The organism is Helicobacter sp. 13S00482-2 (genome assembly GCF_002272795.1).
In the GTDB taxonomy this organism is placed as follows: Bacteria; Campylobacterota; Campylobacteria; order Campylobacterales; family Helicobacteraceae; genus Helicobacter_J.
In genome coordinates this window covers 86,468-105,099 of record NZ_MLAT01000001.1, presented here as the reverse complement: position 1 = coordinate 105,099, position 18,632 = coordinate 86,468, and the positions used below count along the sequence as shown (strand labels likewise).

Below are 18,632 nucleotides of genomic sequence, written 5' to 3'. Positions count from 1 at the left end.
TTTAATCCTCTAATAAGGCATTCTTTTTGATCCAAGAGATAATTTTATCAACGCCTTCTTTAGATCTGATATTGGTAAAAATAAAGGGTTTTTCTCCACGCATTTTTTTGGAGTCTTGTTCCATTACTCCAAGATCAGCTCCCACATAAGGGGCTAAATCAATTTTATTGATGATGAGCAAATCAGATCGAGTGATGCCAGGACCACCTTTTCGTGGGATTTTATCCCCTTCTGCAACGTCAATAACAAAAATAGTAAAATCTGCTAATTCTGGGCTGAAAGTCGCAGAGAGATTATCGCCTCCACTTTCTATGAGCATTATTTCTATGTCAGGAAACCTTCTATACATCTCTTCGACTGCTTCAAGATTCATAGAAGCATCTTCTCTGATGGCTGTGTGAGGACAACCCCCTGTTTCCACGCCCATAATTCTTTCTTTTGGCATCACTGAATTTTTACTCATGAATTCTGCATCTTCTTTTGTATAAATATCATTAGTGATAACACCCATACTATATTCTTCTGCCATCATTCTTGTGAGTGCTTCTATCAAGGCTGTTTTTCCACTTCCTACTGGACCACAAACTCCAATTTTTACCATTTTTTTCCTTTTTTGTTGAGGTTAAGACATATAAAGCCTAGAATACAAAGTTTCATGTTGCATCGCCTTGATATCGTTATGAAGAGTGCAAGAACACAGATAAGATTCATCTAAACCTTCTAGCGTCTGTAGTATATCTTGAAATGTTTCTTGAAGTGCTAGGAGCATTCTTTGACCATCGTTTTGAGATAAGGGGATTGTTTTGACACAGTTTGTCACACTGTTTGAAGATTGAGCATATAGATAATGCTTGATACTAGCAGATATTTCTAGCTCCATACAAGCACAAAATACACCATAACTACTTGAATGGGTTGGAGTTTGGCAAGACTGCAAATAGTGTTCAAAAAATTTTTTTGGATTTAATTTTATTGTTTTAATGGTTTTAAGAAATCTTGCTCCAAGTTTTTGATTTGCAGATCGCAATTCCATGGGCGAACTTGAAATATAAATAAGTTCTTCAATCTGAAGAATTTTTTCAAGATTTTCTTGCAAGGCATGTTCATAAGTGAGTTTTAAGGCTAACAGTTCGTTATAAAGAAATGTGCTAGTTAAATTAGAACGAAGATATTCTAATGCACTAGAACTGTCTTTGACTTCACCCATCTGGATATAACTCTCTAATCCAAAAGAATGCGTATAACTCCCGATGGGGAAAAGTGCGTCGTTGATTTGTAAAAGTAGAAAATCTTTATTGAGACTCAAATTTTTTTCCTGAAATCGTGATTTTAAGGTCAGGACTTGCCTTGACTTTGAAAATGGGTTCAGAGTGAGCCATACTCACAGAAATTCTATAAGCTGCGTCAAGCTTTGAACTTAAGACATCATTTTTTATATCTAGTTTATCAAATAAAACTTTGAGTGGTTTTTCAAATGGTGTCTTAAATTCAAATTCATTTTCTCCAAAAAATAAACTCGCGTGATGGTTGCCTATCTCATAACAAATCTTCGCTATTTCTGCAGGAGATCTTGCAGTGATTATTAACGTTAGAGTAGGTAATATATTAATAGCAATAATATCTGTTGTGTCTTGATATAAAATATCTCCTTGTGATAATCCTATTTTTGGAGGATTTAAGAGTTTTAATTTGATCTCTTTTCCACCACGTGTTTTCCATCTTGCGATTTTTTTTCTACTATCATACCATTCAAGATCAACATAGTCAATCTTGAATGTGGAAAAATCTTTATCTTTTAAATTACCTTGTAGATTTTCAATTAGCATCAAGACCGCTTTTGCTAAATCAATACCAAACGCCAGTGATGATAAGCCAAGCAGGAATCCAAGCGGTGAAGATTCCTTCAAAAATTGCTAGATAAGGAACAAATGGGAGATTTTTTTTAAGGACAGTTTCAATAAAGCCAGTAAACCATAAAACACCCCATAATAACCAAATCACAGCAAAACAAAACCCTTCATTGGTTTCTTGAGAATAACTCAAATAAGCCGCAGGAATTGCGTTAATAGCAACAAAAAGGCTATACCATCCATAAGGTCTCCAGTCCAAATTGTAGATATTATTCACAGCCACAAATAGATAAGTAAATCCAAATAGCAATCCTGTTGCAGCAGCATAGAGGTCTTGTACATTGTTTTCAAAATCTCCATGCACTATTACAATGATATTTGCCGCCACAGATAAAAGCCCTGCAAATATATTCATAACAGCGGTTGATTTTCCATCTGCTTTCATCAATCTGCATAAACCATTATTCATCAAAACAATCGCTACATACATCAATACGAGTCCTAACATACGAAATCCTTTTTATGAGTTTATTGGCTTCCTTTTGAGGGGAAGCTTGAGATTAAAACAAGTTATAGAGTTGAGCAAGACTGAGCTTATCAGCTGGTTTTGAAGTGACCTTTTTGCCATCAACTTTGACTGCATAAGTTTCAGGATCAACTTCAATGTGAGCAGTTACGTCATTATTTTTCATATCTTTTTTGGTGATATTTCGGCAGTTTTTCACTGGAAGCACCACTCGCTCTAAACCTAGTTTTTCTTTGATATTGTCCTCATAAGCAGCTTTTGATACAAATGTGATATTCACATCAAATTTAGCTTTTCCATGATGACCAAACATTTCCCTATAAATCACTGGTTCAGGTGTAGGGATAGATGCATTTGGATCACCCATTCTCGCAGCCACTATCATGCCACATTTTAAAATCATTTCAGGTTTGATACCAAAAAAAGCAGGTTGCCAAATCACAAGATCAGCAAACTTCCCAACTTCAACTGATCCCACATACTCAGAAATCCCATGTGCAATTGCTGGATTGATAGTATATTTTGAGATATAGCGTTTGATTCTGAAGTTATCATTATCGCCTTTCTCTTCTTTGAGCTTTCCAAATTCTTTTTTATTTTTGTCTGCTGTTTGCCAAGTTCTTGTGATTACTTCTCCAACGCGTCCCATAGCTTGTGAATCAGAGCTTGTGATTGAGAAAATTCCCATATCATGGAGCGTATCTTCAGCGGCAATGGTCTCAGGTCTGATTCGTGAGTCAGCAAAAGCCACATCTTCTTTGATTTTTTTATCCAAGTGATGGCAGACCATCAACATATCAAGATGTTCATCAGCGGTGTTTTTTGTAAAAGGAATGGTTGGATTTGTTGAAGCTGGGAGGATATTCAATTCACCTGCGATTTTAATAATATCAGGAGCGTGACCACCTCCAGCACCTTCGGTATGGAAAGTATGAATCGTTCTTCCATTGATCGCATTGATAGTGTCTTCTACGCAACCTGCTTCATTGAGTGTGTCTGTATGGATAGCAATTTGAATGTCATATTCTTCAGCCACATTTAAAGCGTGATTAATAACAGCAGGAGTAGAGCCCCAATCTTCGTGAATTTTTAATCCCAAAGCCCCTGCTTTGATTTGATCAGCTAGTGCGGCTTCATTTGAGCAGTTTCCTTTCCCAAAAAAACCTAGATTCATTGTATATTCTTCTGCGGCTCGAAGCATTTCTTTAAGGTTGTATCTACCTGGAGTACAAGTAGTTGCATTTGTTCCATCAGCAGGGCCCGTTCCTCCACCAATCATTGTAGTCACCCCGCTATATAAGGCTGTAGGGATTTGTTGTGGGGAAATATAATGTATGTGTGTGTCAATACCCCCAGCAGTGATTATAAGGCCTTCTCCAGCAAGTGCTTCAGTTCCAGCACCCACAATCATATTATCGCATACGCCATCTTGCATATCTTTATTACCTGCTTTTCCAATACCTGCGATCTTGCCATTTTTAATACCGATGTCGGCCTTGTAGATTCCAGTATAATCAATAATCATCGCATTGGTGATGACAAGATCTAGTTCGTTTTCACTATGACTCACGGACTGACCCATACCATCACGGATTGTTTTTCCACCGCCGAATTTGATTTCTTCACCGTAAATAGTGTAGTCTTTTTCGATTTCTGCAAATAATTCAGTGTCTGCTAGACGAACCTTGTCTCCAACGGTTGGCCCAAACATTGAAGCATATTGTTTTCTTGATATTTTTGTCATAAATTACTCCTTATTTAGAAAAGCCCTTGGCTTTAGCATTTTGCATAGCTTGTTTTTTGTTATCTTCATTGATTTGAGAGTTTGCTAAATCATTGAATCCAAACACTCTTTTGTTCCCACCTATTTCAATAAGCGAAACTGTTTTGGTTTCACCAGGTTCAAAACGAACAGAAGTTCCAGAGGCAATATCTAGTCTTTTGCCATAAGCTTTTTCTCTGTCAAATTCTAATAGTTTATTGACTTCAAAGAAATGATAATGAGATCCAACCTGAACAGCCCTATCGCCTTTATTGGTGATTTTAAGCTCTATTGCTTTTTTGTCTTTATTGATCTCTATGTCTTCTTTTTTGAGAATATATTCACCTGGAGTTAATTTGCCATTGTCTTCAATAGGAGTATGCACTGTAACGAGTTTGGTTCCATCAGGGAATCCAACTTCCACACCTACTTCGTGTATCATACTAGCTACACCATCCATCACATCGGTAGCCTTTAAAATTTGTTTCCCATAGCTCATGAGTTCAGCGACGGATTTTTTGCCCTCTCTAGCAGCTTCCATAATCTCAGCACTTATTAAAGCAACCGCTTCAACATAGTTGAGTTTGATTCCTTTTTCTTTACGCTTTCTCGCCAACTCTCCAGCATAGTGAAGCATTAGCTTTTCTAGCTCTTTTGGATTGAGTCTCATAATATCTCCTTATAGAATTTTGTGAATTAGCTTCCTGCTATATCATCAGCTGAGATTCTAAACCCATTTTGTTAATACTCATCATAAACTTGATAAAATATGCATAATTAAAATATTATTTAACTATATTACATAGAAGTGTAACATGCTCAATCGCTTTGATCGTTAAAAGATGTCTTCAAATTGCTATTTAATAATCTTGGCACTAATGAAACTTTATAGATATACACTAAATAATATTAATGTCATCATTATAAATATTTTATAAATTCACTATTATCATGCTATAATTGCTAAAAAATTAAATACTTAAGGAGTTTGCGATGAGTAAAAAACACACTTTTCAGACTGAAATCAATCAGTTGCTAGATTTGATGATACATTCTTTATATTCCAACAAGGAGATTTTTTTACGAGAGTTGATCTCAAATGCTTCAGATGCCTTAGATAAGCTTAATTATCTTGCACTTAGCGATGAAAAACTCAAAGGATTGAAATTTGACCCACGTATTGAATTGAGTTTTGATGAAAGTAAAAAAACACTTACTATAGAAGATAATGGAATTGGAATGAGTGAAGAGGAGCTCATAGCCAATTTAGGAACGATAGCAAAATCAGGTACCAAAAGCTTTCTATCTTCTTTAAGCGGGGATAAGAAAAAAGACTCCGCACTCATTGGGCAGTTTGGAGTTGGATTTTATTCAGCGTTTATGGTGGCTGATAAGGTTATTGTCACAAGCAAGAAAGCAGGAGAAAATAAGGCTTTTGCTTGGATGAGTGATGGCAAGGGAGAATATGAAATATCTGTTTGCACGAAAGATTCGCAAGGGACTCAAATCACTCTGTACCTTAAAGATGAGGATAAAAGTTTTGCTAGTAAATGGGAAATAGAGAATATTGTTAAAAAATATTCTGAACATATTCCATTCCCCATTTATCTGAATTACACTGAGAGCAAGTTTGAGGGTGAGGGAGATGATAAAAAAGAAATCAAGGAAGACAAAAAAGAGCAAATCAATACCGCCAAAGCTATCTGGAAAATGAGCAAAAACGAACTCAAAGATGAGGATTATAAAGAATTTTATAAAAGTTTTGCCCACGATAATAGCGAACCTATGAGATGGGTTCATACCAAAGTAGAGGGAACGTTAGAGTACTCTACTTTGTTTTTTATACCTCAAGTGGCACCTTTTGATCTCTATAGGGTGGATTATAAATCTGGAGTGAAACTTTATGTGAAGCGAGTTTTTATTACTGATGATGACAAAGAACTCTTGCCTCAGTATTTGCGTTTTGTCAAAGGTGTGATTGATAGCGAAGATTTACCATTGAATGTTAGCAGAGAGATATTGCAACAAAATAAAATTTTAGCAAACATCAAGTCAGCTTCCACTAAGAAGATTTTGAGTGAGATTGAAAATATCGCTAAAGATAAAGAGGCCTACGATAAATTTTATAAGCAATTTGGAAAGGTTCTAAAAGAAGGTCTTTATGGAGATTTTGAAAATAAAGATAAGATATTAGAGCTCTTAAGATTTACTTCTTCTAAAAGCGAAGAAGGGATTTCTTTGAAAGAATATAAAGAAAAAATGCCAAAAGATCAAAAGAGCATCTACTATATGATAGGTGATAATCTAGATATTTTAAAGGCTTCTCCGATTTTGGAAAAATACACCCAAAAAGGTTATGAAGTTTTATTGATGGGAGATGAAGTGGATTCTTTTGTGATTCCTAGTGTGGGAGAATATGATAAAACCCCACTTAAAGATGCTACTTCAAATGAAACACTTAAAGAATTAGGTGAAGAAGAAATATCAGAAGAAGTTAAAAAATCATTTGAGGGGATTATCAAATCTTTTAAAGATGCACTTGGAGATGAAATAAAAGACATCACTCTCTCAACCTCTTTATCCTCGCCTGTAGCATTAATAGGAGAGGAACAAAATGCAATGATGGCTAATTTGATGCGACAAATGGGACAAGAAATGCCTCCACAAAAAAAGACAATGGAGCTCAATATCAACCATCCTATTTTGAAAAAACTCAAAGACAATAAAGATAAAAATGTCTGCATAGATACAGCTCATTTGCTCTTTAACTGTGCAAAGCTTCTAGAATCTGGGAGTATTGAGAATGCAAAAGATTTCACAAATAGGCTCAATAACACGATTTTAAAAACTCTTTAAAGTCTTCGTAATTATCAAAACATCCATACTTTATTTATTGTGGATGTTTTGATATAAACTGAAAAATTTATTCAATATTTCTCAAATCAACAAATCCAATTCCCTTTTATATTCTTGTGCTTTTGCTATGCTTGGTTATTAAATACAAATACTAAAGCAAAATAAAAAGGTCTTTTGTAGTGAATTTTTTACCTTAAGATATTGGCGTGAGGTGATGTATCAAAAATAAAGAACGGGACACTGATGGAGAAAAATAGCCAAGATAAGGATTATTGGAAGTTATTTTTTGTTTTTGTTAAATACGTTCAATGTCATCATATTCAACACACCAATTTGCGTTCTTATGATGAGTTTTAGTGAGTCTAAATAGCTATAATGATATGTTTAATAAGTTTGATTGCTTGTGTATGTTACTTGAAAATCAGAAAATCTTAAGGGATAAAAATGAAACCAAAAATATCTATTGGTTCTTTGGGTGGAACCATATCAATGACTTCAGAGAAAAAAAATCAAGGAGTTGTTCCAAAGCTTTGTGCGAAAGACTTGATTGATTTGCTTCCAGGTATTAAAGATATTGCTAGTATTGATGCACAGAGTTTATTTAGTTTGCCTAGTGGGCACTTGAAGTTTGAAATGTTATTAGAGGCGTTGAGGTGGGCAAAAATACAAGTAGATTCTGGTGCAAATGGAGTGATACTCACACAAGGAACAGATACACTTGAAGAAAGTGCTTTTTTTTGTGATTTGTTTTGGGATAGGCCTGAGCCTTTGATTTTGATGGGTGCGATGAGAACCCCAGAGGCAATCGGTGCAGATGGGGTTAGGAATCTATATAGTTCAATTCTATGTGCTTTAAGCCCTAATAGCAAAAATAGGGGAGTGATGGTTGTAATGAATGATATGATTCATGCTCCTAGATGGGTGAGAAAATCCCATAGTTTTGCTCTAGAGACTTTTTGTTCAGATGGCAAAGATTATGGATTTATAGCAGAGGATAGAGTGGGTTATTTCTGTTTGCCTCTTAAAAGAATGACTCTGCCTATTCCTTCTAGTGTGTCCAAAAAGGTATTTTTATGGGAACAAACTTTAGATGGGGATGTGGGTGTTTTAGATTGGGTGAAATCTTCTATGGATGCTCTTGTGATCTCAGGGTTTGGTGCGGGGCATATTAGTTTGCAGACAAGAGAGCGCTTGAATGAGATGATTGAATGTATGCCTGTGGTTATAGCCACTAGAACCACAGAGGGATCAACTGCTTATAAAACCTATGGATATATGGGATCTGAAATTGATTGTATCAAGCAAGGTGCTTTAATGAGTGGCTGTTTGAGTGCAAAAAAAGCGAGGATTTTGTTATGGGCGATTGTCAATAACGGATTGGATATGCAATGTTTTCAAGATTATTTAGACACAATGATTTTTTAATCATAACTTTAAATTCAATCATATCAAATCAAGAAAAGTTAAGTGAATTTTGGTTAGAATCAGTCTCAATTTGAATTTTAAAAAGGACATTGATGCCTGAACCTGCTACCCTGCATATTCAAGATACTCCAGAGTTAAAAATAGCGAGAAATTTCCTGATTTTAGGATTGCTCATCAATGCCTTAGTACTTCTTTTTTTTTCATTGCCTATTCTTTCACTCATTCTTTCGATTATTAGCTTTGCATTCAGTACAGGAGGATTTTATAAGCTTTCAAAACTAGCTAGAAGCCAAATTTTATTTAAATACTATACGTTTTTGGTGCTTGATGGAGTCTTGATGGGTATTATTGCGGGTATCATCAATACAAATGAAACGCTCAAAACAGGATTTTCTATTGGTGCTTTTGTCGTTTTGATTTGTGCGGTGTTTTATTTTTATTTTTTTTATAGAATATGTCTTGAGCTTACAAAAATAACAACTATTGATTTTTTTACCCTTGCATTTAAAGGAATGATTGTTGGGATCGTTGTTTTTTTGATTGGTTGTTTGTTTTTATCAATGGGAGAAGTGTTTTATTTTATCAGCATAGCTTCTTTGATTATTATCTCAATAAGTGGAATTTTATTTGTCATAGGAATCTTCAAGATAAAGAAGATTGTTTATTATGAGGGTTGATATTTTGTTATTATCTGATGCTTTTAGCTTATGAGCAAGGCTGTGTTTTGAAAAATTTGCCAAATCTTTTGACTATTTCTAGAATCTTTTTGTCGATATTCTTATTAGTGTTTATTTTATACGGAGATGTTCTTTTGCCTCATTGGGTGGATAGAAGTTGGGTAAATTATTTTTCTTGCCTGATTTTTTGTTTGGCTTCCTTAACAGATTTTTTTGATGGTTATATCGCTAGAAATTATAATTCCAAATCTATTTTTGGTGAAGTGTTTGATCCATTAGCTGATAAGATGTTGATATTATCGGCTTTTGTGGGGCTTTTGGTTGCTGGGAGAGCAAATGCGTGGGCAGTGTATATTATCTTGAGTCGAGAGTTTTTTATCACAGGACTTCGAGTCATAGTTGCAGGCAGTGGAAAAAAAATCGCTGCGAATATGTTAGGAAAATATAAAACAGGTTTTCAGATACTTGCTATCGCATTTTTACTAGCAGATTTTTTCCCTGGTGGGAATATATTACTTTGGATAGCAACTTTTGCTACCCTGTATTCAGGGTGTGATTATGCTATTTCGTATTATAAGAGTATGAAATGATGTGGATACTTCTAGCACTTTTGATTTTATCGTTCCTAGTATTTTTTCATGAGTTAGGACATTTTTTGGTAGCAAAATTTTTCGGTGTAAAGGTGGAGGTTTTTAGCATTGGTTTTGGAAAGAAAATATGCAAAAAAACCTACAATGGAACCCAATACGCGATTTCTCTGATTCCTCTTGGGGGCTATGTAAAGCTAAAGGGTCAAAACGATGCAGATCCTTTGGCATCAAGCGATGATGTTGATAGCTATAGCAACAAAAACCATTTTCAAAAAATCTCTATTTTACTTGCAGGGCCGTTTTTTAATTTCATCTTAGCGTTTTTTATCTATGTGGTTGTTGGTTTGATGGGACAGAAGGTGATTTTGCCTGTGGTTGGAGAACTTCAACCTGGTATGCCCGCTTTTAATAGTGGTCTTGTGAGTGGGGATTATGTGAAGTCTATCAATGGCAAGAAAATCAAGAGTTGGAAAGAATTAAGCGAAGCGATTATGTATTCAAAAGGCGATGTGGAGGTTGTTTTCCAAAGAAATGGCGTATTAAAGCAAACTGCCATTGTTCCTAGGGTAATGGAATCTAAAAATATTTTTGGAGAAAAAATACAGAGAAATTTTATTGGGATTGTCCCAAAGGGTGAAATAGGGATAGCCAAGTACGGATTTTTGGATTCGATATTTTATGCTTATAGGCAGACTTTTGAAACTAGTAAGATGATTTTTCAAGGGATACAGAAGATGGTTTCAGGCGTTGTGCCTATGAGTGAAGTGGGTGGGGTTATCTCTATTGTGGATTTTATCTCCGTTGCTACACAGAGTGGATTGGTTGTTTTGCTTACCTTAATAGCTCTTATATCTGTGAATTTGGGTGTCATCAATCTTTTGCCTATTCCTGCTCTTGATGGTGGGCAGATACTATTTAATCTCTATGAGATAATTTCACGCAGAAAAATGTCAGAAAATAGCTTGTATTATCTCACAATTTGTGGATGGATATTGTTGATAGCTCTGATGGGGCTTGGGATGTATAATGACATTCATCGTTTGATTTTTCAAAGATAAAAATGAATCCGCAGATATTATCGGTCACTCAAATAAACACTCAAATAAAATCTCTTGTTGAGACTACTTTTTTGAATGTGAGTGTTCAGGGCGAGATAAGCAATCTTACCAAGCATAGCAGTGGGCATATTTATTTTAGCATCAAAGATGAAAGCTCATCTATTAGATGTGTGATGTTCAAAGGCAATAGCGTGAATCTTAGATTTGAGCTCTCTAGTGGTCAAAATGTAGTGATTTATGGTGGGCTTAGCGTATATGTTCCAAGGGGAGAATATCAGATTATCTGTAAAAGTATAGAGCCAAGCGGTGAGGGGGCTTTGAGTTTGGCATATGAGCAGTTAAAAATAAAGCTTCAAACAAAGGGTTATTTTGATTCAAACATGAAGAAAAATATTCCCCTCTTTCCTAAAAAAATAGCCTTACTCACTTCAAGTACAGGAGCAGCCCTCCAAGATATGTTAAGGGTGGCAGAAAAAAGATGGAATCTTACTAATATAGTTCTCATCAATACGCTTGTTCAAGGAGAAGGGGCAAAGTTTGATATTGTGAAAAATATACAATATGCCGATAGTTTTTTTGGTACCAAAGATGCTTTTGATATCATCGTGATAGGAAGAGGTGGGGGAAGTAGAGAGGATTTATGGGCATTCAATGAAGAGATAGTAGCAAATAGCATTTTTGAAGCCAAAACCCCTATAGTCTCCGCCGTAGGACACGAGATAGATTTTCTTATCAGTGACTTTGTGGCAGATCTAAGGGCCCCAACACCTTCAGCTTGTATGGAAATGATACTTCCTGATAAGCAAGAATGGCTATTAAGACTTGATGAGACAAGGGCTTGTTATGATATGACATTTGAAAACCTTTTGAATGCAAAAGAGCAAAGGGTCATTTCTCTTAATCAGGATTTAAGGCAAGTGAGCGTAGAAGCAAGATTTAAGCGAGATGCTAATGAAATCTATGAACTCACTAATTATTTAAACAAAGCCTTTGAAAATCTTCTCCATAGCAAAGCAATAGAGTTATCCTCGATAAATCTAGATCCTGTTATGGAGTATTTTTTGTTTGATAAATTCAAACAAATACAGGAATTACAGATAAAACTTGAAGGGAAAAATCCCAAAAGTTTTATTCAATCAGGTTATGCTCAGGTGCTAAAAGAAGGGAAGATTATCTCTTTAAAAACACTTCAAAAAGATGATGAAATAGATCTCATAGATACAGATACAGAACTCAAAGCGAGAATTTTAGAAATAACAAATGAGGAGAAGTAGGTGAATAAAGTCGAAGAAAAGATACTAGAAAAAAATATAAAAAAATATATTTTACAAAAAGATGGAGAGGCAAAAGTCAATTCCAATCTTGTGAAATACGATGCTAGAAATCTAGATAGCGAACTTTTGGAGTTTTTATTTTCTGAGTTTAAAAATGAATATTTCAAAATGCTAAAAGATGGCGTGTGGGTATTTGATAAGGAGAGATTTTTAGATTATATCAGTTCGAAAAATTTCTTGAGTGATTCTTATACGGCCTTTAGTAATAAAATTTCGCTCTGTGATACGCTAGGAGATTCCATAGCTCAAAAAACAGAGGTGGTGTTGAATTTTCCTTTTAAAGATTGTGTTTTGGAAGGAGGGGCATCTAAAGATAGCGATAAGAAAAAAGAAATCTTTTTCAATCAAACCCTAGCAAGTGAAGACATAGATAGACTTTTTTCACCTAAAGTATTGCATCATTTTAGTTATATCAGTGAAGAGAGTGGAAAATTATCAGAACAAAATGATATTACTAAAATCCCAACATCAAGGGAAAATTCTATCCTTACCCCCCCCCCCCTCAGATTTTAATAACTTACTGCTAAAAGGCAATAATCTTTTAGCCCTGCATACTCTCAAATCTGTATCTTCCATTTATGGCAATGTCAAACTCATCTATATCGATCCCCCCTATAATACAGGCAATGATAGTTTCAACTATAATGACAATTTCAATCATTCTTCTTGGCTAGTGTTTATGAAGAACCGCCTAGAGATAGCACGAGAGTTTCTGCGTGATGATGGCGTGATATTTATCCAGTGTGATGACAACGAACAAGCCTATCTTAAAGTACTGTGCGATGAGATCTTTGGCAGAGAGAATTTTGTGGGCGATTTCATTCGCAAGACCAAAAGTACTACAAATGATGCGAAAATAGGGGTGAATATTCAACACGAAAATTGTTTGTGTTTTGCAAAAGATAAGAATAATATTTCTTTTTTGGGTGGAGAAAAAGATCTAAGTAAATATAAAAATCCTGATAATGACCCCAATGGGGATTGGGTGGGTGCTGATCCAAGTGCGAAAAGCGGAAATCCGCATACAGGATATTTTGCAGTCAAAAATCCCTATACAGGTAAAGAGGATTATCCTCCAGTAGGGAGGTTTTGGAATTTTTCTCAAAATACCATTCAAAGACATATTGATGAGGGACGGATTTGTTTCAAAAAGGAACATAAAGAAAACGAAAGAGGTTTTATTTATAAACGATATTTAAAGGATTTAAAAACAAATCTAAGAACCTTTGATTCTTTAGAATTTACTACCAATGAATATATGAATCAAGTTGCTACAAAAGAAGCCATTTCTTTAGAAATCGTAGATCTGTTTAGATACCCCAAACCTGAAGCTCTTCTGAAGCGAATCATCGAAGTCTCAACCCAAAAAGGCGACCTCGTGATGGATTTCTTTGCTGGAAGTGGGACTACATTGGCAGTGGCCCATAAGATGGGGCGTAGATGGGTAGGGATAGAGCAGATGGATTATATAGAAAATATCACTAAGCAAAGGCTCTCTAAGGTTGTGCTAGGAGAACAAGGTGGCGTGAGTAAGCTAGTAGGTTGGGATCCTAAGAACCTCTTAGGAGATGCTTTGCCTAATAGTTTTTTATATGCTGAATTGATGCCACTAAATGAAGCTTACAAAAATCTCATCATAGAAGCAACTGAGCAAAACATCACTGAGATTATTTCAAAAATGCAAAAAAATGCCTTTTTAAACTATCGAATCGATTTTGTGAAAACTACAAAGGATAGTGATTTTGAGGCTCTAAGTCTAGAAGATAAAAAACATATTCTTTTAAATTGCTTAGATATGAATCTCTCTTATGTGCCACTTTCTGAGATGGAAGATAGCGAGTTTGAAATTCCAGAAACCCTAATAAAGGCAAATAAAATTTTCTATGGAGGGAAGAAATGAAATTATGTCAGGAGATAAAAGAATATTTTGGAACTCCTAAATTAGGAGAACTGCAGATTCCTTCTCATATAATAGAAAACTTGCATCCTAAGATTGAACTCAGAGAATACCAAATAATGGCATTGAAATATTATATTGCGAATTTTGAAAAACGTAAGCAATCTCACTTGATGTTTCATATGGCAACAGGGAGTGGAAAGACAGTGATCATGGCATCTTTGATATTAGATTGTTTTGCTAGGGGGTATGAGAATTTTATATTTTTTGTTAATTCTACTGCGATAGTAGAGAAAACGAGGCAAAATTTCTCTAATCCTAAAAGTTCCAAATATCTGTTTGCTCAAAACATCGTGATAGATTCTAAAAATATTTCTATCAATATTTGTGAAAATCTCAATACTTGTAAAAAAGGTCAGATAAATATCATTTTCACTACTGTTCAGAGTCTATTTTCTTTGCTAAATTTAGAGCGTGAAAACGCCCTCACGATAGCGGACTTTGAAGGTAAAAAAATCGTGATGTTGGCTGATGAAGCTCATCATATCAACGCTGAAACCAAAAAATCTAAAACCAAATCAGAAGATCAAGATCTTAGAAGCTGGGAAGGAGTGGTTAAAGCTATCTATAGAGCCAATAAAGATAATTTGATGTTTGAATTCAGTGCGACATTGCCAAAAGATAAAAATGTGGAGCAAAAATATGAAGACAAAATTATCTTCAAATACACACTCAAAAATTTCAAAGATGATAAATATTCTAAAGATATTAAATTATTAAAATATGAAGGATTGGAGCGAGTTGAGCGAATATTTGGATCGGTGATCTGTTCATTATATCGCCAGAATCTAGCGGCAAAAAATAATATTTATCTAAAACCAGTGATTTTGTATAAAAGCAAGACCATCAAAGAGAGCAAGGAAAATGAAAAGCTTTTTTTGAAATGGCTGCATGATCTTAGGATAGAAAAATTAGAAGGGTTTTTTGAAAATATCAAAGAAGATTCAGGGATTTTATATGATGCTAAGATGCATTTTCAAACTAGGATTAAAAGTGATTTATTAGATGAGATTAAAAGAGAGTTTCATAAGGATTTCATCATCAACATCAATGATGAAAATGAATTGAAAAATAATCAAATCCTTATCAATACCCTAGAAGAGTATAACAATAAAATCCGTGTTGTTTTTGCAGTTGATAAACTCAATGAAGGTTGGGATGTGCTTAATCTCTTTGATATTGTGCGTTTAATTGAAGGAGCGATCAATGACACTCCAAAAGAAGCACAACTCATTGGGAGAGGAGCGAGATATTTTCCTTTTGAAGTAGTGGTGGAAAATAGCGTTGCAGGAGAGAGAAATAAGCGAAAATTTGACAATCCAAAAGAGCCTTTAAAAGCACTAGAGACACTTACTTATCATAGTGCAAGTGAAAATGAGTTTATCACAAGACTTCAAAAAGAGCTTGTAGCTATTGGCCTAAAAGATGATGATAAAGAGAGCATACTTCTTAGCCTTAAAGATGAATTTAAAAATAGCGATATTTATCAAAATGCTTATTTTGCTACTAATAGCGTGATGAGAGTCAAAGACGAGGTTAAAAATTCTAAGAGTGGCTATTTTGAGCTTGATAGCATTAAAAAACTTCCTATTTCTCAAGAACTTATTAAAATAAAACTCATTGGTGGAACCAATATTGAAGAAGAAAATATGCTTGAAGCTTTAGATCAGGCCTCAGAAATGCAAACATTGCAAGATCGAAAAATGCTTGAATTTGTTTTAAGCTTGGAAGAAGTGATTATTTTAAAAGCGATGAATAAAAGTGGGGAATTTTATACATTTGAAAATCTAAAGCTTTTATTTGGCGGTATTAGCACTAGGCGAGATTTCATCAAAAAATACTTTAGTCCTATTAAACTTTCACTTCATAAAGAACAAATCATTTCTAAGCCCGAGATAAAATTAAAAATAGCCATTTTAGTTTGTGAAAGATTTAAAAATGAAATGCAGAAAAAACTTCAGTCTCTAGAGATGAAAGCATGGCATTTAACGCCTCTTAGACTTATAGGGGATAAATATATCACAAGAACAAAAGGAGTCAATATTATTGATACGGGCGATAAAAAATCATTTGCATTCAAAAATTTTGTAGGTACAGATACAGAATGCGAATTTATTAATTTTATTTTTCTTGAGAATAATGTTAAAAAATTAGATGAGAAATTTTCACAATGGTGGCTTGTGAGAAATGAACGCAATGCACAAATGGCGATCTATATTAACAGTGATGAGGATAATACCAAGCGTTTTGAGCCAGATTTTTATTTTTTTGGCAAACCAAAGCAAAAGAATAATTTTGAAATCTTGCAGTGCTTCATAGAGCCAAAGGGGCAACATCTAGAAGAATCTGATAAGTGGAAGGAAGAATTCTTAAAAAAGCTCCTTGAAGTACCTATGCTAGTAGAAAATGACGATAAAGGCTATTTTAGGCAAAAAGTGAAGGTGATGGGAATGCCATTTTTTAATCAAAGCAAATCAAATGAATTCAATGATAGTTTTATGAAGATCCTACAGATTTGATTTGTTTTTTGTTTTTTCTAAGAGGAGTTTTAATCCCACAACACCAACTAAAGAAATCATAATGCCCATGATATAGGGAATAGCTAGAAAAATATTCTTGTTCATTAACATGGTGATTCCAAAAATCAATATGAGATAAGCCAATATCCTGAAAATCCCCATAGAGAGTTGCATTCCAAGCAAGAGAGTAGAAAAATTAAAGCGTGTTTTTGGTTTTTTTTTATTATCATTTTCTTGGATTGTGTCATCACTTGATGTCTCCAACTGATTTTCTTTGAGTTCTTTTTTTAGTTTTTTTTGCAAACTGATATAAGTGCTGAAGATAACGAGTAAAAAGCTAAAGAATCCAATTTGAAAATTTATCAGTCCATTTGCCTTCCATAGAACAGAGCAAACAATGCTAAAAGCAATATTGACAATGATAAAAATAATCAAACAGCGATATTTACAGTTCATTTTTTGCCTTCAGATGTTTCAGATTTGTAAGCATATTTTGGATCTTTTGTTAAATCATCCAATCCCTTTTTTACTCTTTTATAAGCTTTGTAGATATTGAGCAAAGCTGCCCCTATACCCCAAGCAACTCCTAACCAAAATAGCCAAGTGATGTTAGTGAATTTTTGCAACACCCATCCAAGTCCCACGCCTAATAAAATAGCCACAACAATAGATATGCCTAAACTCAGATCATTTGCCCCTATGATGAGTTTTTTGAATTTTGGTTCTTTCTCCACTATATGCCTCTTGTGATTTCATCAAAGGATACTCTGCAAGCCTCTATGACTTCATCAATGATACTTTCATTCATAGGAGTGCAAATAAAGCCTGTTTCAAACTGAGAACAAGCTAGATAAACACCTTTTGAGAGCATTTTTTGGTGGAATTTTGCAAACATTTGCGTATCGCTTTTTTGAGCATCTTCAAAATTATGCACCTCACTTGTGTTAAAAAAGAAGCCAAACATACTCCCTCTTACACAAGTCTGTAGGGGAATAGAGTATTTTTGTGCATTTTTTAAAAATCCCTCCATTAATCTTTTTGCCAAAGCTTCAAGGGCAGGATAGATTTGAGGATTTTTTTTGATTTTACAGATAGAAGTTAGTCCTGCACTCACAGCGATAGGGTTACCACTAAGAGTTCCAGCTTGATATACTCCTCCTGTTGGAGAGAGCAGATTCATTATTTCATCTTTTCCGCTAAAAGCAGCTAATGGCATACCCCCACCGATAACCTTGCCAAATGTCACCATATCAGGAATGACATCACAATATCCTTGAACACCACGTATGGAGGCACGAAAACCACTCATCACCTCATCAAATATTAACACAGCTTCATATTGATCGCAGAGCTTTCTAAGTTCTTTAAGAAATTCTATTCTTGCTGGAACTAGCCCCATATTCCCCGCAATAGGTTCAATGATGACACAGCCCACATTCTTGCTAGTTTCAAAACAAGACTTTACAGATTCTATATCATTATATCTAGCTACTAAAGTGTGTTTGCTAAAATCTTGGGGAACACCCCAAGAAGATGGAGATCCAAAAGTCGCACAACCGCTTCCTGCACTCACTAGGAGTGAATCACTATGCCCGTGATAGTTGCCTTCAAATTTGATGATGTCATCTTTTTTGCTATAACCTCTAGCAAGTCTTATAGCACTCATTGTCGCCTCTGTGCCACTATTTACGAGGCGAATTTTTTCTATTCCTTCATAAAGGCTAATAATTTCTTTACATAATGAAGTTTCTAGTTCTGTGGGAGCACCAAAACTCAAACCATTTTTGATTGCCTCATTCACATTTTCTGAGATATCGCTATCGCAATGCCCAAATATAAGTGGCCCCCAACTTTGAACAAAATCAATGTAAGTATTCCCATCCACATCAAAAATATGACAGCCTTTTCCTTTTGAAATAAAAGGAGGTGTTCCAGCAACGCTTTTAAATGCTCTAACAGGTGAATTAACACCACCAGGAATGACTTGTTTGGCCTCATTAAAATCATTGATACTGCACAATAGGTTCAATATATTCTCCTGTCTTTTTGTTTTTGGGGGTATTATAGCTAGAATTAAG

General features: G+C 34.8%; 18 protein-coding genes. 9 read left to right on the top strand and 9 right to left on the bottom strand.

All coding sequences use genetic code 11. The features are described from left to right. Position 1: 1 nt before the first annotated feature. Genes ureG through ureA form a run of 6 tightly spaced genes read right to left on the bottom strand, consistent with a single transcriptional unit; the run spans position 2 to position 4,808 of the window. On the bottom strand, positions 2-601 hold the full coding sequence (ureG, locus tag BKH42_RS00465) for an urease accessory protein UreG (RefSeq protein ID WP_095293675.1): 600 nt from the start codon (positions 599-601) through the stop codon (positions 2-4). A 21-nt stretch (positions 602-622) separates the two neighbouring features. Next, the gene (locus BKH42_RS00460) at positions 623-1,306 is read right to left on the bottom strand and encodes an urease accessory protein UreF (RefSeq protein WP_095293673.1); all 684 of its coding nucleotides are present in this window, start codon (positions 1,304-1,306) and stop codon (positions 623-625) included. Then, positions 1,293-1,826 carry an urease accessory protein UreE gene (gene ureE / locus BKH42_RS00455; protein ID WP_095293671.1) on the bottom strand — a complete coding sequence of 178 codons (534 nt, stop codon included), beginning with the start codon at positions 1,824-1,826 and terminating at the stop codon, positions 1,293-1,295. The genes BKH42_RS00460 and ureE overlap by 14 nt, the downstream gene beginning before the upstream one ends. A gap of 19 nt (positions 1,827-1,845) precedes the next feature. Further along, on the bottom strand, positions 1,846-2,358 hold the full coding sequence (locus BKH42_RS00450) for an AmiS/UreI family transporter (RefSeq protein ID WP_095293669.1): 513 nt from the start codon (positions 2,356-2,358) through the stop codon (positions 1,846-1,848). A gap of 52 nt (positions 2,359-2,410) precedes the next feature. Next, positions 2,411-4,120 (bottom strand): urease subunit beta, encoded by a 1,710-nt coding sequence (ureB, locus tag BKH42_RS00445; RefSeq protein ID WP_095293667.1) that lies wholly within the window; start codon positions 4,118-4,120, stop codon positions 2,411-2,413. Between the two features lie 10 nt (positions 4,121-4,130). Continuing rightward, positions 4,131-4,808 (bottom strand): urease subunit alpha, encoded by a 678-nt coding sequence (gene ureA / locus BKH42_RS00440; protein WP_095293665.1) that lies wholly within the window; start codon positions 4,806-4,808, stop codon positions 4,131-4,133. A gap of 323 nt (positions 4,809-5,131) precedes the next feature. Between ureA and htpG the strand changes: the two genes are divergently transcribed. The 9 genes from htpG to BKH42_RS00395 all read left to right on the top strand — a co-directional run bounded on the left by htpG (position 5,132) and on the right by BKH42_RS00395 (position 16,554). Beyond that, positions 5,132-6,994: a molecular chaperone HtpG gene (gene htpG, locus BKH42_RS00435; protein ID WP_095293663.1), complete on the top strand. Its 1,863-nt coding sequence runs from the start codon at positions 5,132-5,134 to the stop codon at positions 6,992-6,994. Positions 6,995-7,438: 444 nt separating this feature from the next. Then, the gene (locus BKH42_RS00430; protein ID WP_095293661.1) at positions 7,439-8,419 is read left to right on the top strand and encodes an asparaginase; all 981 of its coding nucleotides are present in this window, start codon (positions 7,439-7,441) and stop codon (positions 8,417-8,419) included. Positions 8,420-8,511: 92 nt separating this feature from the next. Beyond that, the gene (locus tag BKH42_RS00425) at positions 8,512-9,096 is read left to right on the top strand and encodes a hypothetical protein (protein ID WP_095293659.1); all 585 of its coding nucleotides are present in this window, start codon (positions 8,512-8,514) and stop codon (positions 9,094-9,096) included. A 47-nt stretch (positions 9,097-9,143) separates the two neighbouring features. Beyond that, positions 9,144-9,686: a CDP-diacylglycerol--glycerol-3-phosphate 3-phosphatidyltransferase gene (gene pgsA, locus BKH42_RS00420; RefSeq protein ID WP_095293982.1), complete on the top strand. Its 543-nt coding sequence runs from the start codon at positions 9,144-9,146 to the stop codon at positions 9,684-9,686. Next, the gene (gene rseP / locus BKH42_RS00415) at positions 9,683-10,744 is read left to right on the top strand and encodes an RIP metalloprotease RseP (RefSeq protein ID WP_343286863.1); all 1,062 of its coding nucleotides are present in this window, start codon (positions 9,683-9,685) and stop codon (positions 10,742-10,744) included. Before pgsA ends, rseP begins: the two co-directional genes overlap by 4 nt. Before the next feature lie 2 nt (positions 10,745-10,746). Beyond that, positions 10,747-12,018, top strand: a complete 1,272-nt coding sequence (gene xseA / locus BKH42_RS00410; RefSeq protein ID WP_095293657.1) for an exodeoxyribonuclease VII large subunit — start codon at positions 10,747-10,749, stop codon at positions 12,016-12,018. Next, complete coding sequence (locus BKH42_RS00405) at positions 12,019-12,591, top strand: site-specific DNA-methyltransferase (RefSeq protein ID WP_095293655.1); 573 nt, start codon at positions 12,019-12,021, stop codon at positions 12,589-12,591. Further along, positions 12,524-13,978 (top strand): site-specific DNA-methyltransferase, encoded by a 1,455-nt coding sequence (locus BKH42_RS09835; protein WP_095293653.1) that lies wholly within the window; start codon positions 12,524-12,526, stop codon positions 13,976-13,978. The genes BKH42_RS00405 and BKH42_RS09835 overlap by 68 nt, the downstream gene beginning before the upstream one ends. After that, positions 13,975-16,554, top strand: coding sequence for a DEAD/DEAH box helicase family protein (locus BKH42_RS00395; RefSeq protein WP_095293651.1), 2,580 nt, complete (start codon positions 13,975-13,977; stop codon positions 16,552-16,554). The genes BKH42_RS09835 and BKH42_RS00395 overlap by 4 nt, the downstream gene beginning before the upstream one ends. On the opposite strand, the gene BKH42_RS00390 is transcribed toward BKH42_RS00395, so the two are convergent. The 3 genes from BKH42_RS00390 to hemL are packed head-to-tail and all read right to left on the bottom strand — an operon-like array spanning position 16,543 to position 18,583. Next, a complete protein-coding gene (locus BKH42_RS00390; RefSeq protein ID WP_095293649.1) occupies positions 16,543-17,010 on the bottom strand; it encodes a hypothetical protein in 468 nt (155 codons plus the stop codon). The two genes, BKH42_RS00395 and BKH42_RS00390, sit on opposite strands and share 12 nt — an antisense overlap. Further along, a complete protein-coding gene (locus BKH42_RS00385) occupies positions 17,007-17,288 on the bottom strand; it encodes an AtpZ/AtpI family protein (protein ID WP_095293647.1) in 282 nt (93 codons plus the stop codon). The genes BKH42_RS00390 and BKH42_RS00385 overlap by 4 nt, the downstream gene beginning before the upstream one ends. Then, the gene (hemL, locus tag BKH42_RS00380; protein ID WP_095293645.1) at positions 17,288-18,583 is read right to left on the bottom strand and encodes a glutamate-1-semialdehyde 2,1-aminomutase; all 1,296 of its coding nucleotides are present in this window, start codon (positions 18,581-18,583) and stop codon (positions 17,288-17,290) included. The genes BKH42_RS00385 and hemL overlap by 1 nt, the downstream gene beginning before the upstream one ends. Positions 18,584-18,632: the final 49 nt, after the last annotated feature.

Coding starts and splice junctions, on each gene's coding strand:
- BKH42_RS09835 (WP_095293653.1), top strand. CDS start 12,524: ATGATATTACTAAAATCCCAACATCAAGGGAAAATTCTATCCTTACCC.
- BKH42_RS00430 (WP_095293661.1), top strand. CDS start 7,439: ATGAAACCAAAAATATCTATTGGTTCTTTGGGTGGAACCATATCAATG.
- BKH42_RS00450 (WP_095293669.1), bottom strand. CDS start 2,358: ATGTTAGGACTCGTATTGATGTATGTAGCGATTGTTTTGATGAATAAT.
- ureB (WP_095293667.1), bottom strand. CDS start 4,120: ATGACAAAAATATCAAGAAAACAATATGCTTCAATGTTTGGGCCAACC.
- htpG (WP_095293663.1), top strand. CDS start 5,132: ATGAGTAAAAAACACACTTTTCAGACTGAAATCAATCAGTTGCTAGAT.
- xseA (WP_095293657.1), top strand. CDS start 10,747: ATGAATCCGCAGATATTATCGGTCACTCAAATAAACACTCAAATAAAA.
- ureA (WP_095293665.1), bottom strand. CDS start 4,808: ATGAGACTCAATCCAAAAGAGCTAGAAAAGCTAATGCTTCACTATGCT.
- rseP (WP_343286863.1), top strand. CDS start 9,683: ATGATGTGGATACTTCTAGCACTTTTGATTTTATCGTTCCTAGTATTT.
- ureG (WP_095293675.1), bottom strand. CDS start 601: ATGGTAAAAATTGGAGTTTGTGGTCCAGTAGGAAGTGGAAAAACAGCC.
- BKH42_RS00395 (WP_095293651.1), top strand. CDS start 13,975: ATGAAATTATGTCAGGAGATAAAAGAATATTTTGGAACTCCTAAATTA.
- BKH42_RS00390 (WP_095293649.1), bottom strand. CDS start 17,010: ATGAACTGTAAATATCGCTGTTTGATTATTTTTATCATTGTCAATATT.
- ureE (WP_095293671.1), bottom strand. CDS start 1,826: ATGCTAATTGAAAATCTACAAGGTAATTTAAAAGATAAAGATTTTTCC.
- BKH42_RS00425 (WP_095293659.1), top strand. CDS start 8,512: ATGCCTGAACCTGCTACCCTGCATATTCAAGATACTCCAGAGTTAAAA.